Source organism: Schleiferilactobacillus harbinensis, from assembly GCF_008694105.1.
Classification (GTDB): Bacteria; Bacillota; Bacilli; order Lactobacillales; family Lactobacillaceae; genus Schleiferilactobacillus; species Schleiferilactobacillus harbinensis.
Genome location: NZ_CP041364.1, coordinates 378212 through 392445 on the forward strand (window position 1 = coordinate 378212; position 14234 = coordinate 392445).

Annotated in this window: 30 protein-coding genes; 27 read left to right on the forward strand and 3 right to left on the reverse strand. The window is 52.0% G+C overall.

The window, feature by feature from the left end:
• Nucleotides 1–164 precede the first annotated feature (164 nt).
• From FMM01_RS01925 to FMM01_RS01935, 3 genes are all read right to left on the reverse strand, one after another.
• A complete protein-coding gene (locus FMM01_RS01925; protein ID WP_150391530.1) occupies nucleotides 165–809 on the reverse strand; it encodes a hypothetical protein in 645 nt (214 codons plus the stop codon).
• A 71-nt stretch (nucleotides 810–880) separates the two neighbouring features.
• The gene (locus tag FMM01_RS01930; protein ID WP_150391531.1) at nucleotides 881–1318 is read right to left on the reverse strand and encodes an ImmA/IrrE family metallo-endopeptidase; all 438 of its coding nucleotides are present in this window, start codon (nucleotides 1316–1318) and stop codon (nucleotides 881–883) included.
• Nucleotides 1299–1622, reverse strand: a complete 324-nt coding sequence (locus tag FMM01_RS01935) for a helix-turn-helix domain-containing protein (RefSeq protein WP_150391532.1) — start codon at nucleotides 1620–1622, stop codon at nucleotides 1299–1301. Before FMM01_RS01935 ends, FMM01_RS01930 begins: the two co-directional genes overlap by 20 nt.
• 161 nt (nucleotides 1623–1783) lie before the next feature.
• Between FMM01_RS01935 and FMM01_RS16735 the strand changes: the two genes are divergently transcribed.
• The 27 genes from FMM01_RS16735 to FMM01_RS02060 all read left to right on the forward strand — a co-directional run bounded on the left by FMM01_RS16735 (nucleotide 1784) and on the right by FMM01_RS02060 (nucleotide 14171).
• Complete coding sequence (locus tag FMM01_RS16735; RefSeq protein WP_057822027.1) at nucleotides 1784–2014, forward strand: helix-turn-helix domain-containing protein; 231 nt, start codon at nucleotides 1784–1786, stop codon at nucleotides 2012–2014.
• A complete protein-coding gene (locus FMM01_RS01945; protein ID WP_150391533.1) occupies nucleotides 2011–2715 on the forward strand; it encodes an antA/AntB antirepressor family protein in 705 nt (234 codons plus the stop codon). Before FMM01_RS16735 ends, FMM01_RS01945 begins: the two co-directional genes overlap by 4 nt.
• Nucleotides 2716–2737: 22 nt before the next feature.
• Nucleotides 2738–3292 (forward strand): helix-turn-helix domain-containing protein, encoded by a 555-nt coding sequence (locus tag FMM01_RS01950; RefSeq protein ID WP_150391534.1) that lies wholly within the window; start codon nucleotides 2738–2740, stop codon nucleotides 3290–3292.
• Nucleotides 3293–3571: a helix-turn-helix transcriptional regulator gene (locus FMM01_RS01955; RefSeq protein WP_150391535.1), complete on the forward strand. Its 279-nt coding sequence runs from the start codon at nucleotides 3293–3295 to the stop codon at nucleotides 3569–3571. It abuts the gene before it with no gap.
• 11 nt (nucleotides 3572–3582) lie between these two features.
• Nucleotides 3583–3720, forward strand: coding sequence for a hypothetical protein (locus tag FMM01_RS16150; protein WP_190973432.1), 138 nt, complete (start codon nucleotides 3583–3585; stop codon nucleotides 3718–3720).
• A complete protein-coding gene (locus tag FMM01_RS01960; protein WP_150391536.1) occupies nucleotides 3713–3922 on the forward strand; it encodes a hypothetical protein in 210 nt (69 codons plus the stop codon). The genes FMM01_RS16150 and FMM01_RS01960 overlap by 8 nt, the downstream gene beginning before the upstream one ends.
• Before the next feature lie 54 nt (nucleotides 3923–3976).
• A complete protein-coding gene (locus FMM01_RS01965) occupies nucleotides 3977–4462 on the forward strand; it encodes a hypothetical protein (protein ID WP_150391537.1) in 486 nt (161 codons plus the stop codon).
• Nucleotides 4463–4464: 2 nt separating this feature from the next.
• Nucleotides 4465–5310 carry a recombinase RecT gene (locus tag FMM01_RS01970; protein WP_150391538.1) on the forward strand — a complete coding sequence of 282 codons (846 nt, stop codon included), beginning with the start codon at nucleotides 4465–4467 and terminating at the stop codon, nucleotides 5308–5310.
• Nucleotides 5243–6181, forward strand: a complete 939-nt coding sequence (locus FMM01_RS01975; RefSeq protein WP_319592877.1) for a PD-(D/E)XK nuclease-like domain-containing protein — start codon at nucleotides 5243–5245, stop codon at nucleotides 6179–6181. Before FMM01_RS01970 ends, FMM01_RS01975 begins: the two co-directional genes overlap by 68 nt.
• Before the next feature lie 12 nt (nucleotides 6182–6193).
• Nucleotides 6194–7015, forward strand: a complete 822-nt coding sequence (locus tag FMM01_RS01980) for a Lin1244/Lin1753 domain-containing protein (protein WP_150391539.1) — start codon at nucleotides 6194–6196, stop codon at nucleotides 7013–7015.
• A complete protein-coding gene (locus tag FMM01_RS01985; protein ID WP_150391540.1) occupies nucleotides 6996–7826 on the forward strand; it encodes an ATP-binding protein in 831 nt (276 codons plus the stop codon). The genes FMM01_RS01980 and FMM01_RS01985 overlap by 20 nt, the downstream gene beginning before the upstream one ends.
• A gap of 141 nt (nucleotides 7827–7967) precedes the next feature.
• On the forward strand, nucleotides 7968–8153 hold the full coding sequence (locus tag FMM01_RS01990) for a hypothetical protein (protein WP_150391541.1): 186 nt from the start codon (nucleotides 7968–7970) through the stop codon (nucleotides 8151–8153).
• Entirely contained in the window at nucleotides 8110–8664 is a 555-nt protein-coding gene (locus FMM01_RS01995) for a hypothetical protein (protein ID WP_150391542.1), read from the forward strand. Before FMM01_RS01990 ends, FMM01_RS01995 begins: the two co-directional genes overlap by 44 nt.
• The gene (locus FMM01_RS02000) at nucleotides 8661–9083 is read left to right on the forward strand and encodes a RusA family crossover junction endodeoxyribonuclease (protein WP_150391543.1); all 423 of its coding nucleotides are present in this window, start codon (nucleotides 8661–8663) and stop codon (nucleotides 9081–9083) included. Before FMM01_RS01995 ends, FMM01_RS02000 begins: the two co-directional genes overlap by 4 nt.
• Nucleotides 9084–9087: 4 nt before the next feature.
• Nucleotides 9088–9348, forward strand: a complete 261-nt coding sequence (locus tag FMM01_RS02005) for a hypothetical protein (RefSeq protein ID WP_150391544.1) — start codon at nucleotides 9088–9090, stop codon at nucleotides 9346–9348.
• 23 nt (nucleotides 9349–9371) lie between these two features.
• Nucleotides 9372–9653, forward strand: coding sequence for a hypothetical protein (locus FMM01_RS02010; RefSeq protein ID WP_150391545.1), 282 nt, complete (start codon nucleotides 9372–9374; stop codon nucleotides 9651–9653).
• The gene (locus FMM01_RS02015; protein WP_150391546.1) at nucleotides 9650–9913 is read left to right on the forward strand and encodes a hypothetical protein; all 264 of its coding nucleotides are present in this window, start codon (nucleotides 9650–9652) and stop codon (nucleotides 9911–9913) included. Before FMM01_RS02010 ends, FMM01_RS02015 begins: the two co-directional genes overlap by 4 nt.
• Nucleotides 9910–10329, forward strand: coding sequence for a WDGH domain-containing protein (locus FMM01_RS02020; protein WP_150391547.1), 420 nt, complete (start codon nucleotides 9910–9912; stop codon nucleotides 10327–10329). Before FMM01_RS02015 ends, FMM01_RS02020 begins: the two co-directional genes overlap by 4 nt.
• Nucleotides 10322–10660: a hypothetical protein gene (locus FMM01_RS02025; protein ID WP_150391548.1), complete on the forward strand. Its 339-nt coding sequence runs from the start codon at nucleotides 10322–10324 to the stop codon at nucleotides 10658–10660. Before FMM01_RS02020 ends, FMM01_RS02025 begins: the two co-directional genes overlap by 8 nt.
• The gene (locus tag FMM01_RS02030) at nucleotides 10641–11138 is read left to right on the forward strand and encodes an SAM-dependent methyltransferase (protein ID WP_223849989.1); all 498 of its coding nucleotides are present in this window, start codon (nucleotides 10641–10643) and stop codon (nucleotides 11136–11138) included. The genes FMM01_RS02025 and FMM01_RS02030 overlap by 20 nt, the downstream gene beginning before the upstream one ends.
• Entirely contained in the window at nucleotides 11131–11667 is a 537-nt protein-coding gene (locus FMM01_RS02035; protein ID WP_150391549.1) for a hypothetical protein, read from the forward strand. Before FMM01_RS02030 ends, FMM01_RS02035 begins: the two co-directional genes overlap by 8 nt.
• Complete coding sequence (locus tag FMM01_RS02040) at nucleotides 11660–11887, forward strand: hypothetical protein (protein ID WP_150391550.1); 228 nt, start codon at nucleotides 11660–11662, stop codon at nucleotides 11885–11887. Before FMM01_RS02035 ends, FMM01_RS02040 begins: the two co-directional genes overlap by 8 nt.
• A 13-nt stretch (nucleotides 11888–11900) precedes the next feature.
• The gene (locus FMM01_RS02045) at nucleotides 11901–12296 is read left to right on the forward strand and encodes a YopX family protein (RefSeq protein WP_150391551.1); all 396 of its coding nucleotides are present in this window, start codon (nucleotides 11901–11903) and stop codon (nucleotides 12294–12296) included.
• 110 nt (nucleotides 12297–12406) lie between these two features.
• Nucleotides 12407–12646, forward strand: coding sequence for a hypothetical protein (locus tag FMM01_RS02050; RefSeq protein ID WP_150391552.1), 240 nt, complete (start codon nucleotides 12407–12409; stop codon nucleotides 12644–12646).
• Complete coding sequence (locus FMM01_RS16155; protein WP_190973433.1) at nucleotides 12630–12767, forward strand: hypothetical protein; 138 nt, start codon at nucleotides 12630–12632, stop codon at nucleotides 12765–12767. The genes FMM01_RS02050 and FMM01_RS16155 overlap by 17 nt, the downstream gene beginning before the upstream one ends.
• A 69-nt stretch (nucleotides 12768–12836) precedes the next feature.
• The gene (locus tag FMM01_RS02055; RefSeq protein ID WP_150391553.1) at nucleotides 12837–13253 is read left to right on the forward strand and encodes an ArpU family phage packaging/lysis transcriptional regulator; all 417 of its coding nucleotides are present in this window, start codon (nucleotides 12837–12839) and stop codon (nucleotides 13251–13253) included.
• A gap of 516 nt (nucleotides 13254–13769) precedes the next feature.
• The gene (locus FMM01_RS02060; RefSeq protein WP_150391554.1) at nucleotides 13770–14171 is read left to right on the forward strand and encodes a hypothetical protein; all 402 of its coding nucleotides are present in this window, start codon (nucleotides 13770–13772) and stop codon (nucleotides 14169–14171) included.
• The last annotated feature ends 63 nt before the right edge of the window (nucleotides 14172–14234 follow it).

A 14234-nucleotide genomic window follows, 5' to 3' on the forward strand; every position in this document is an offset into this window, starting at 1 on the left:
TTTTTCCTCCAAAATATCCAGCTTTTAACGTCGTCAGAATTTGGACGAATGAGTCATTCTAATTATCCTCCCGCGAAGGCTATTTTGTGCCCAGAGGCGGCGCAAATGAAAAAGTCTGAAGCAAGCACAGCGTATTAGAATGAATCAGCGTACCCATACTGGTTCTACAAGCTGATTTTGAAATTGTAAGTTTTGTTCGAGAATCCTTGTGTCGCAGCTAATTTGCTGTCATCGGTTAATTTGTAGTCGGCACTGAAAACAATTTGTAGAGACTTAATCGAGCTAGGGGAAGACATCTTAGGTATTGTCCAGAGTACAAATCCCTCTTTCTCTTTGCCTGCTGAAAAGGTTCCGTCAAATTGATCGCTACTGGATGCATCTGCGACTTCGTGCTGACCATCTGAGGTATTGAGAAAGCCGCGGGTAGGGTAAATTGTAATCTCACGAGCTGCCCTGATCTTGAAGTGAACGAGAACGACACCTTCATACACTTTTTTGGTACGAATATCCTCAAATGCCTTTGTCTTGATTACGTTGACTTGATCGATAGTCACGTTGGCCCCAGCCCATGAGTTATCAAACGCATCAAGAGAGTAAGCGTTGCTCGAGATAATGGGATAGCTAATGTGATTCACCGGCACAGATTTAGCGGAATCAGCAGGGTCAGTAGAGCTTCCCTTAAAAGTAAGCTCTTTTGAGACTCCATTTGACACCTTAGCAGAGCTTTGCGAGTGGGTACTATTGCAGGAGGAAAGAGCAAGTACAGCGATTGATAATAAAGCCACTAGCGTAAGTTTGCGTTTATCCATGTATACCGTCTCTTTTCTTCAATTTCAGCTTTTAACGTCGTCAGAATTTGGACGGTAAACACTCTTGCGCTTCAGAACAAATACTCGGCCACGGATTCTTGGACACTGTCGGCCTCCCAGGATGGAATGTGCATCTTGTCCATCCAATCTACCGTATTGATCTGATCCGGTTGACAGTCGCCATCGATAGTCAGTGGAAGGAGGATCTCAAACGCCTTCTTGTTAGCATGATACTCGTACTTGCTGTGGTTGGCGGTTGTTGTGAAATACAGGATCGATGAGCCGTCACCGTCCAAACAGTGACCTATTTCGTGGGCGGCGATGTAGGGTAATTGATTCTGATCTCGCCAGCACATGTTGATTACGACAAGGGACTTGGCCGGGTCACTAACAGACGGCGTGTCGGGCTGTAGTTCTTTGGTCAGGATGAAGCCGACACCGTGTCGACGTGCGTAATCGAGTACCTGGTTGAAGAGCTCCTGATATTCTTCATCCATCGTCACGATCACTTCCCAACAGCCGTTTGATGATCTTGAGGTCTTCGTCCGGGATTGGCTTCCCTTGGTAGGTCATGATGACGTCATCGTCGTCGATGTCGACCTTCTTAGGTTTTCTCTCGGAAGTGTTCCCAATTAAATAATCAGTCGTGACGTCATAATAGCTGGCTAATTTACCGAGGGTCTCGGCATCTGGCTCGTTTCGATTATTCTCGAAGTGAGAATATGCCGCACGAGAAACGCCGACAGCTTTTGAGACCTCTTTTTGTGTTCTTCCAAGGGACGAGCGCAAGACTTTAAGACGATCTCCGATCATTGCAAGCACCTCCAAGGGCATAATATCACGTAAACGGTACATATTGTATCGGTGCTACAAAAAATATCAAAAAAAGTGTTGACGGTACAAAATGTATCGTGTATTATAATGGTTGTGATACGGAATGTATCAGAAAGGACGTGGTTATCATCGAGCGGACAGTGCTTCGCGCACAGCGTGAAAAACGGGACAAAACACAGGCACAACTAGCCCAAAGTATTGGTATCTCTGAGGTATACGTGCGTAAGCTTGAATCTGGGGCGAGTCGTCCCGGATATGGGGTAGTTAAGAAGTTTGTGGACTATTATCAACAGCCCGCGAATAAGCTGTTTCCAGATATTTTTTTGCCGCTAATTGATACAAAACGTAGCAAAGAGGAGGCTACGAAATGAATAAACTAATCAAAACCATCATGCAAGATGATGGCACGGTCGCAGTGAGCGGCCGGGACCTACATGACTTCTTGGAAGTCGGTAAAGATTTCTCTTCGTGGTTCAAAGACATGGCTGAATATGGATTTGAGGCCGGCAAAGACTTTTCCCCAATTTCGGTGAAAACCCCAAATGGCGGGCGTCCACGTATTGAATACGTTATGACCCTGGACATGGCCAAGGAAGTTGCAATGATCCAACGAACTGATAAGGGCAAGCAAGCACGCCAGTATTTCATCGCTGTGGAGAGCCGGTACAAGCAACTCACAGCACTGCCTCAGACACCAGAGGAAAAGCTCGCCCTAACCATGAAAGTGGCCAATAGGAGTGCCGAGAAAGTCAAGAAGCTCGACGGTCGGGTCACTGATCTTGAAAAGAATGCTCCGATTGCTCCCGGCGAATACAGCTATATCAGCCGTCAGGTCCGAAACGTGGTCGAGAGCTATGTGAACGTTCACCATCTCCAGCTGACCCAGAAACAGCGTGGATTGCTTTATAAAGACGTCAGCCGTGGCATGAACGAGTATGTCGGGATTAAGACACGCACGCAGCTGCGTAAGCGGGACTTTGACAAAGCCGACGAATATATCGGCAACTGGCACCCGTCAACTGCGACCTTGCTGCTCCTTCGTGAGGGAGAACAGCTTCCTTCTACCATTTAAGGATAGCTGAAAAGGGTGTGAAATGACGTATCAATCGTTGAAAATTGCCGATAACCATGTAGTTGTCGAGCAGTTCATAAAAAAGAGAGACGGTGAACTTGCAATGAAGGAAATAAACATCAGTGACGAAGTCGACCAGGAAATTGTGCGCCTCGGCAGAAAGAAAAGTGAAGTGGCGGCAGCAATTGGCATTACGCCACAGAATCTCTCCAATATCTTCAAGCGCAAGTCAATCCCAGTTCGCTGGTTGGTCGCAATCGCCAATGAGCTTGGAGACCAAGACTTCACTTATCACGTATCGGACTACTTGCTACACACTCAGCTGGATTACCAAAGCCAGGCCAGCCCAGAGCCATTGAATACGCTGATTGATGTGGAGAAAGAACAAGCGGACCGTGAGGACATGGAAGCAGACGCAAAAAGAGTCATGCGCAAATCCCCAGAATTATGGACGCCTGAAGAAGTTAACGAGATGCAGCGGTATTACAAGGAACTGACAGAAGAGACGGGATCCGAGCTACGACATCGTTCGACAATTTACAGTGCGTTAGAGCACGTATCAGGGGTGGTGATCTGAATGGATGTGAATGTCAGTTTTCCCACTGATGAGCAATTTCAGGGCAAGCTCATCGACGCCATCGCTAAGCAGGTGGCGAACCGGATCCCGACGCCGGAGACGCCGGAGCAACTGCTCACGCGGGCCAAGCTCGCCAAAGCATTGGGCGTCGGGGGCGGCACGGTTGACCAGTGGCGGATGCAGCCTGGATTTCCATATCACCTGAAGGGCGAGAAAACCGAGGCGTACCTGTATAGCGAAGTTCGCGATTGGCTTAAAGCCAACACGATGCACGCGTAGGAGGGAGCGCCATGATCACATCAAGCAACCTAGCACTGCTGTTAATCCTGACGGTCGTCACGACAGCGGTCATCACGACGCTGCTGATCCGGCCTGAATGGTTCGGATTGGGCGACGACTACAACCCAGAGGAGGAGAAACATGATTGAAGCATATGACGCCATCACTGAGTTGTATCTGGCTGAGCTCAAGAAGCTGGATGGCGGACCCATGACTAGCGAGGAACAGACCGTTTGGACTGCTCGTATGGACGCGTTTAGGGAAGCTCAGCATGCAGTATTCAAGTTGATGTTTCCTCAGGACAACAAAAAAACCGCTGACGGAGGCAACCGTCAACGGCCGGAGAAATAAGCATTGCAATAGTTATTTCTCCTCTAGTTTATCAAATAAATGGAGGTTTGAACAATGCAAATTAACGCAAGCAATTACACCCTGGGGGCTGCCTACGACCGTCAGAACGACGACAGCGACGTGATCGTCGATATCCTTGGCAACAACGTCTATCCAGGCGATCCGGTCTGGTCCTTCCTGTATCACGGCCGGAGCAGTAAACAAGAGGCTGCCATTCTGTCCTACGACACGGCGAGCGACAAACAGTTTTTCCGGAGTGAGATCCGGCGGCTTGGTCCAGTCCAATATCTGCGCCGCGTCATGCACGAGGAACCAGCAGACTTCTTGCTGCGGCAGTTCGGCAAGGACAGCCAGATCATCAATCCGGACATCATCCGCAACATGATCGAGCGGGCGATGGGGGCAGGCGATATCGAGCGGGTGCTGCAGTTCGACTTCGAGGACACCTTGGAGAATTATCTGGACCGATTGGAAGACGCTGACCAGGCGCCGATGGAATTGTATTACGACGCTGATCACTACGAAGTTGGGGAGGTATAAACATGGCAACTAACGAACTCGTCGCCGGTGTAATTAACCGCATTGACGCCATGAAGAAGGAACAAAAGATGGCCCTTCCGGCCGGATACAACGCAGCCAACGCGCTCAATATGGCTTGGCTACAGTTGACTGACACGAGTAACGGTCAGTCTCTGGTCGCCAAGACGACGCCAGAGAGCCAAGCCAAGGCACTGTTGAGTATGGCCGTGCAGGGATTGAGCCCGGCAAAGAACCAGGTGTATTTCATTCCCTACGGCCGGAACCTGACGCTCATGCGGTCATACTTCGGTAGCCTGGCCATCCTCCAACGGCTGGACAACGTCAAGGACGTGTGGGCGGAGGTGGTTCGCGAGGGCGACCGGTTTGAGATTGGGTCGGAGCGTGGCCGCATGGTCGTCAAGACCTACGAGCCATCGGTGGACAACCTGGACAAGCCCATCGCTTACGCCTTCGCGGCCATCGTGGACAATAACGGCGTCACGAATTACACGGTCATGACCAAGAAACAGATCGACACCAGCTGGAGCCACGCCAAGACCACCAAGGTCCAGAAGGAATACCCGGATCAGATGGCTTTGCGGACGGTGCTTAATCGGGCGGCTAAGTGGTTCATCAACTCTTCTTCGGATAATGATCTGCTCATCCAGGCCATCAACGACACCACAGCGGACGAGTACGACAACACGGATAAGAAGGACGTCACGCCCACCAACATCGACGACCTGCTGAACGCCCCAGGCCAGGCAGAGGAAACCAAGTCACGGAAGGATGTGAAGAACGATGAGCCAATCCCAGACCCGCAGCCAGAGCAAACCAGCCTCGACGATGAAGACCTTCCGGCTTTCTGACGCCAATTATTACAGCCGGGAAGCCAATCAGCATTACATGTCAGCGACCCTGTTCAAACAGTTTCTGGCGTGCGAAGCCGAGGCGTTGGCCGAACTGAGAGGGGTATGGACGCTTGAACGTAGTCCAACGGCCCTCTTGGTCGGGAACTATCTCCATAGTTACTTTGAGAGTCCCGAGGCCCATCAGGAGTTTATCAAGGCTAACGCCTGGTCAATTTACAAGCCCAGAGCGGCTACCAAAAAGGATGAAAAAGATGGCGTCGAAATCCGAGAAATAGAGGGCAAGGACAACACCAAGAAGAAGATCGTCCTCACCAACGAGATGTATGCGGACTATCCCAAGGCCGACAAAATGATCAAGGTATTGGATGACGACCAAACATTTCGGAAGGTTTATCAGGGGAACAAGGAAGAAATCCTGACTGGCGAAATTGGTGGGATGCCTTGGATGGGAAAAGTTGACTGTTTTGACCCCACCAAATCATTCTTTCTGGATCTCAAGACAACTGAAGATCTGCACAAACGTCACTGGATCCAGGCCGGCGATCGTGGTCACTGGGGGTCGTTTGTTGAGGCGTATAGCTACCCGCTGCAGATGGCCGTCTACCAAGAATTGATTCGGCAGAACTACGGCACTCGCCCAGCACCGATTCTGGTCGCTGTGACGAAGCAAGACCCGCCGGACAAAGCCTTTGTGGCAATACCCCAAGATGATCTGGATGAGGCCATGCAGCAGCTGCTGGACGCCCAACCACGGATTGAACAGGTCATTGCTGGTGAGACCAACCCGTATCGTTGTGAGCAGTGCGACTACTGTAGAGCGACCAAACATCTGGGACAGATCATCAGCATGAATGAATTGATTGAGTAGGGGGGTGACGCTATGGCACGCCCTGTGAAGAAAGGGCTGGACTACTTTCCACTGGACGTTGATTTCGATACCAATGAGAAAACTGAAGCCATTATGGGGGAGTTTGGAGCCAAAGGAACGTTGATCTTCGTATTTCTGCTCGCGGCGATATACCGAAAAGGATATTACCTCGAATGGAATGAGCTCGCCAAGAATCAGCTTGCCAACCGTGTCCAAGGTGCGACTGGTGAACTGGTTCAGCGAGTGGTGGACCGCTTGGTTGTTTACGGCGTCTTTAACAAAGAGCTGTTCAACTCGGCTGAGGTTCTCACCTCTCAACGGATCCAAGAGACGTACTCCGATGCCGTAAAAAGGCGAAAAACGCAGAAACCAACGCTGTACTGGATAAATGTAGACATAAACCCTCACTCAACGGGAGTTAATGACGACATTAATCCACAAAGTAAAGTAAAGGAAAGTAAAGAAAAGACATTCATACATTATGACGCACCCAAATTGCCTGCTGATCAAGAAGCCCTCTTGAAACGTTGGCAGGAAGTGGCCGCTGCATACGCCCAATTCATTAGTGTATCAACATCGCCCAAACGGGAGGAGCTGCTGCACAGCTATCTGGAGGACTTTGAACCGGATGTGATCGTTGATGCATTAGAGCGGTCAAGCCAGATGCATGACCCATGGAAATACTTCATCGGCATCATGAAGAAGCGCGACCAGGCCAACCTGAACACGATAGCGAAGGTCAAGCAATCCGACGAGGAATATAAACGGGTCAAGACAGGTCGGCCACGCAAGCAGAGCAAAGGGGGAGGATCCTATGCAGGAATTGAGTTCTAGTCAATCGTTCGACGTGATGCGTCTACTCACGGTGCTGCCGGAAACGTGTCCGTTGCACCCCGATGAGCATCTGGTACGTTTGCCTGGTAAAGAACCCTTTTGCCGCGAGTGTGCAGCCGAACGGATTCAGCGCAAGAACAACAGCCAGGCCGTTCAAGGCTTCTGGGTTGAATACCGGCGCGGATTTCACGATGTGCTGAATCGAGATTCAATTTTTGATGACCCAGACAACCGTTACAACACCTTTGAGTCATATCAGGCGGTCGAGGGTACTGAAGCCTACGCAAACAAACAGCTGGCACGGCATATTGCTGGGCAGTATCTGGATCGGACGTTCCGGGCTAACACGATTCTGACTGGTAACCCAGGAGCTGGGAAGACCCATCTGGCAATGGCAATGCTGACGGCCGTCAATGAGCACATTCAGCCGAACGCTTCCTGCTTGTTCGTCAGTGTGAATGAGCTGATACGACGGATCAAAGATTCGTTCAATAACCGGCAATCTATTTACACCGAAGCCCGCATGACCCATCTGCTGGGTATGGTCAATCTGCTGGTCTTGGACGATTTGGGATCTGAGGCGTCATTTCGACGCGAGAGCAATGAGGCCACTGATTGGGTGCAGCAAGTGCTGTTCGGTATCTTGAACAAACGCCATGGTCGCACGATTATCACGACCAATCTAACCAGTGAACAGCTGACGGATATCTATAATCCTAAGCTGCTATCTCGGATGTATCTTGGCGTCAACAAGCACCATACGATCATCAAGTTTGCAGAAACGGATGACATGCGGAAGGAGCTGTTCTGAAATGGACGATACAAAGAAGGCTTGTCCGACCTGTGGTGGCCGGCGCATTGTATGGACCAAGGCATTTGGCGGCTGGTTAGTTGAGCCATGCCCAACCTGCAATGCTGGTGAGCAGCCAGTTCAACACGAGGAGGCAGCCTCATGAAGAAGATTGAACCTACACCCATGGAAGATTGGGCACTCCAGCAGCAAGTGAGTCATTACCAGACCATGACACCGGTTCTGGGACCGTTGCGGGCGGCTGTCCGCAAGTGGGAAGGACGATTGAAAGGCGGTGATCACCATGCCGACCAAGAACGAAAAGCGGCAGGGCCAGAAGCTCATTGATTATCTCTTGGACAACGACGTGCCGCAAAGCGATCCGGCGTGGACGCAAGCCCGTATCTTGATGGGCATCGGCGAGGAGCAGCCCAAGGCAGAGCCGAAGCCTAAACGGAGGCCTGTCGCGACCAAGTATCACAACGCACCCGGCCGCCCAGCCAATTTGAGCGCCAAGAAGCGGGAGATGGCACGACGCAAGCAGCTCTATCCCGAGATGATTGACCGGGGCCTGCGCAACGTCGATATGGCGATGGAGCTCGGGATCAGCCGCTCGGTGGTATCGCATGACCTGGCATTGCTGGGGCTGCACGCTCATCAGCGGATGTACTGGCGGGTGACCAATGTCGACACCGGCAAGGTGACGTACTACACCAGTATCGACATGCTCAATGCAGCTATGCGGGTGCGGCCGGAGCTTAAAGCAGGACACTCGGTGATCCTCGTTGGCCCCTGGACGATCGAGCACGGCTGCTGGTACCAGGACAGCAAAAGTGTCTGGCGGGAGGCTGAGTCATGATCCGTATCGAGGTACCAGGGCCGGCTGTGGCTCAGGGACGCCCTAGGGCGACGGCTGCCTTGGGTCACGTAAGATTATACGACCCGCCCAAATCACGTGCCTACAAGCAAACTGTGGCGATATACGCCAGGCAGGCCATGGGCCAACGGCTGCCAACTAAGCGAGCAGTCGCCTGCCATCTGTGGATCTATCGGCCAATTCAGCAGTCCGAGAGCAAACACCGACGGGATCTCAAGGCCAGCGGCTTTATCCGGCCGGCGGTCAAGCCGGACGTGGACAACGTATTCAAATCCGTAACGGATGCCTGCACGGGGATCGTTTGGCACGACGACAATCAGATCGTGGAGGCCCATATCGTCAAGCAGTACAGCGACCGGCCCCGCGTGGTGCTGGAAGTAGAGGAATTTGAGGAGGAATAACCAAATGAACGAGAAATTGAACGCCAATGAGATCTGCCGGCTGATGCTGCAGCTGACCGGTGAACCAACCTGGCACGGTGAAACCAACGCCGATAACGAGGCGGCCGAACAGATCCGCTTACTGGGCGAGGTCGCCTGGCAAGCCCTGTGGACGCTGAGCAAGGCCCAAGATAGCATCCGGTCCGCCCCTGAGGGCAATGCCAGTGCTGCCAAGATGGGCAAAGCGCGGGACGCCGTCAAGGACCAGCTGGAAGAGATCCTGTAACGGGATCGGGAGGGGAATACGTTATGGGCAATAACCACGAAATCAAGCTCGACGATTTGTCAATGCTGGAACGAGCACAGTTGTACGAGCTCAGCCAAGGCAATCCGTTCATCCTGTGCATTTTGGCGGGAATGAATGACGACGTTTTGCTGCGGATCATGTCCGCTACTCGGGACAACATGCGGCAAACGAGGATGGACGACGAGTTGCGTGAGACAATCCGAGAGACCATCAAAACAAAAGAGTCAACAGTCGAGGCGCTGAACCAGGCTCGTTACATGTATCGAAGGGAGTTCTGGTCATGAGCTATGAAGTAATCGGCTGCTGGGACGAGCAGGTCTTTGGCCGCTTCGACGGCTATCCTGAGGCCCATCGGTATATCACGGACACGCTAACGGGCCGAGCGGTGCCCAAGAAGGCTAAGAACTTGCTGTCCGAGCCGATGACCGTCATCGACACGGAACGGCCCAGGATGCCCTATCTGGGCATGGACAAGCGTCTCAAAGAGATCAACGAACGGCACAAATGGGAAGCAGCACATCGCGTGCGGGAGGTATTGGGATGAACAAAGAAACAACGAAGAAGAAGGTTGATCACAGCCCCAGCCGCCGGATCCGCAGCCTGAATTGGATGATCCATAAGGAACTGACCGGCGACCAAACAAACCGCATCAGCGATGGCAGTCACACCTTCGGCGACCTGTATTTCCATCGCGCAGTACTGTTTGCTGCATTGCTCAAGGCATACCCGGATAAGAGCTGGCGGTCCAAGGTTCAATCAGATGGGCATGGCTTCCCAGGATATTTCTTATGTGGGATTCAGACACCAGAGGGTCAGTACACCTATCACTACCAGCTGTCTCAATGGGATCTATTCGATGGGGTGCGCGAGCTGCCGGAGTCGCCAGCTTATGACGGGCACAAACCAGAGGACGTGACGCGGCTGCTGTCGCTGAACAAGGAGGATGAAGACGATGAATGAATTTGATCAGGCGATGAAAGACTTATGGCAGTGGACCGACGGGAAAACACCCCATCAGCAACTGCCCGCTTTCGTTCATGAGCGAATCAATTGGGTCGTGCCATACATGGAGGAAGGGCTGAGCTACGCGTGGGCCTTGCAGTTCGTACTTGGGTACAACGAACCGGTACGCAAAAAAGAGTTTGAGTACGGCGGTGAATGGCTGCCTGTCAGCGAAGAGTTTGAACAATGGCGTGGTGGCCCATTACGCTCCATTCGGGAGATGCAAATTGCCGTCGAGCTGATCTACGGAGAACGCCAGGAGGCTGCCGATGACGACGCCAATTCTTGACATGACCGCTGGATCCCGCATGTTTTGGTGGGACAAGGCCGATCCACGGGCTACGTTCGTGGATAACCGGTCTGAGACAATTACGGTGCCGGACGCCAGCAGCAAAGGCGGACACCGGGTGATTGAAATCAAGCCGGACATCGTGGGCGATTGGACCAAGGGGCTGCCGTTCCCGAACGAATCATTCCACCTGGTCGTGTTCGACCCGCCGCACATGATCCGGGCGGGCGAGAAGAGCTGGCTGCGGGCTAAGTACGGTGTACTGCAAGATACCTGGCCGGCCGACATCGCTATCGGTTTCCAGGAGGCAATGAGGTTGTTGAAACCATGGGGCACCTTGGTATTCAAGTGGTCTGATGACCAGATCAAGCTCGGACAGGTCCTCAAGTACATTGACTACAAGCCACTGTTCGGTGAGAAGCGTGGCAAGACGCACTGGCTCATCTTCGTGAAGGACGGTGGCCACGATGGTGAGTGAGCGACCTGACATCACCAAAGCGCTAAGCGAGCTGGTCGTCAAGCGGCTCAATGCCAATAACATGTACTGGAGCGCCGAGGTTAATTTTGATAAGAATACGCAGCACAACAAACGGATTGACTTCGTGGGATTCAAGCCATTCACCCCTGATTATGTGGTTGAGCCGGCCAGTGTCGAGCTGGGGACGTTCGCCTGTTACGAGGTCAAGTCGAGCCTGGCAGACTTCCGCAGCGGCAATGGCCTGACGTTTTACGGGGATGAGAATTATCTAGTTTGTCTGCCTGAGCTGGTGGAGCAGTTGCGGGCAACCGGCGATCTAACGACGCTGCACGTCGATGCCGTCCTGTGTCCAGATAAGGCTTGGAAGCGGCTGTACGCCAAAGTCGACGCACCGTCCGGCCAGCACGGTCGAGATTCACACCGACGCCGGACAGCGTCAGAGATGCTCTGGGCTATCGTGCAGTCACACGGGAGCCGGGCAGGACAGTGGACGCCCGCAACAATTATCAGGGGGAATGAGCATGCATAAATATCGGATAGAAATCACCAAGAACGGCGTCATGAAGTCGGCAATTATTCGCACGGACGATAACTGGGGGACGGTTTGGGATGAGATTTGGAAATACTTCCACACCTCAACGCACTGGTATTGCTACGGCATCATGGTCTGCAATCCCGATTTCGCCCAGCTGTTCGAGATCCCGAATGATGCGGAAGCAGCCGTGGCTGCCAACAAGGCAACGGCATAGGAGGTTGAGAGCAATGAGGAAGATTGAGTTTCGTGGGAAGGATTTGGACACAGGTACGAGTGCCAAAGACTCTGATTGGGTTTACGGCTTGCCGAGGGCTGTCTGGGATCACGGCTTTGAAATCAACGGGCACCAGATTGACCCGAGCACTCTTGGGCAGTTCACGGGATTGAAGGATTCCAAAGGGGCAAAAATCTTTGAGGGTGACGTCATCGAGTTTCGGATGATTTCTTATCTCGATAATGTGCCACGCACGGGTCGGGTGGCTATTGAATGGAGCAACGAGGATGCTGGGTTTGTTGCTGGGTCATATGTTCTCTGGAAGCTCATTGATCAACGAGGAGCCGTCGTTATCGGAAATATTTACGAGAATATGGATTTACTGGAGGCCAACCATAGAATGGAATGAGCGGAACCGCACGTGGCGCCTCACCGGGGCCGAACTGCTGGCCCAGATGGTGGACGACTGGCAGCAGCACAAGGCGTATGAGGACACACCCTTAGGTTGGAGGAATGATCATGGATAAATTGAAGAAGGGTGATCTTGTGCGATATGTCGGGAAGGTATTTCCGGAGTATCGCGGCAAGGTTTATCAGATCGAAGACGTTGACTGGCCGGCAGAAGGGTGGATTGATCTCACACTCCCTGGCAAGACCATTCTGGGCGACGAGCCAGACGCAGCGGCTTGGGGCAACGGATTTATGGCCCATGGCTTTGAACTAGAGAAGGTGGAGGCACCTGATGAGACAAATCATTGAATGGGTTTGGAACGGTCCGGCATGGGCCGTCATGCTGTTCGGCTTCCCGGCCGTGATGATCTGGCTGGGCGTCAGCGTTGGCTTGTGTGTCGGAATCATCAAACGTGTCTTGCAGAACTAAAAAAGACCGCAAACGGCGGCCTTCTCCTGAATCACGTCACAATTGATTATAGCATAGGAGAGTGGCCGCATGATGGAACTGATCCCGTACAATAAAGAGCAAACCAAGAGAAATGTCGAGGCAGAGCTGAAGGAGTACCGCCGTAATGCCCGCCTGGCGGATGAGCGATTCATACCGAATGTTACGGCCACATATTCCTTCGAGATGAAGAGTTTCACGGGAAAACGGCCGGAACCGGTTGAGAACTACGTTACACGGCACGTGGATGCCGTGACATATTTGACCCATGTGGCAGCCGCGATGAATAAGCTGAACGCATACAAGCGGCAAATCCTGTGGGCCAAGTATTGTGACCGGCGCGAACGAAACGACAAACAGATTTACATGGATCTTCACATCCCTGAGCGGACATATTATCGGGGTTTAGACGCAGCAATCCAAGAATTTGCCGAAGCATATGAGAATGGCAGACTTTTGGCAGAATAACGGCAGTAAAGGTTCGGGTTTAACTGTTATTCTTGTATTGTGCGAAAGCACAGGGTATTCCTCCCCTTTACCCCGCATATACATTTTTGCCAAATTACTGAGGTGGTGGCTGGTGCCCAAACTGGTCGAAATCGACCAGTTTAGAATCGGGTCCGAATCCTGATGCCATCATTGCCCCTCGTTCAGAGCCACATCATGGATGCGGTTAAAATAAAAAATGGAATCAGGCTGTCTAACATCCAGCCTGGCACTCACTAGGTCGGGGGCCCTCATGCCATGACCCATGCAGCCACTACCACACGCCATTGGCGCGGGCTGCATGGCGAGCGTGTCGGGAGCAATCGTAACTCAAATTGGTTGAGTCTTAGCATGCGGGTTCGATTCCTGCCGATTGCATAGCCCACACATCAGAAAGGATGTGAAGACCACCTGAACTCGGTCGTGGGCTGAAAAATGAGTCACCTCGCTATGGTATCTGGTTGCTAAATCGGGTACTATTGTGTGGAGGTGATAATCGTGAGTAAAGAAACTCGTCAGGCAGCAGAGATACAAGAGTATTTCCTTTTGGTTAGGTCACAACCCGACGAAAGTGAGCAAGAGCCTGTCGTGGAATTAGGGGAGCTTGCGAAAAAATATGCTGCTGAAGATCCCGATACGGTTCAGGAATTACTTCATGAGCAAATAATTGAACACTTTCTCCAAAGTATGGAACCTGAGACGACCTTTAGGCTAATGGCATTGTACTATGTTGGCGTTTTGCGGCCGCGTACTCTTGAGGAAGCAACTCAAGAGTACAAAGCTCAATTTCAAGAATGGAAAGAACATGGGCAAAAGGCTGTGGCAAATCAATTATCTGGTAAGATTAGCCCAGACAGGCTGATTATTGAAGGTGCAAAAAGACTGCATCAGGAATTGTAAGAGAAAATTTTGTAAGACGTCTTTGGGCGTCTTTTTATTTTGCCCCAAATTGCAGGAGGTGTG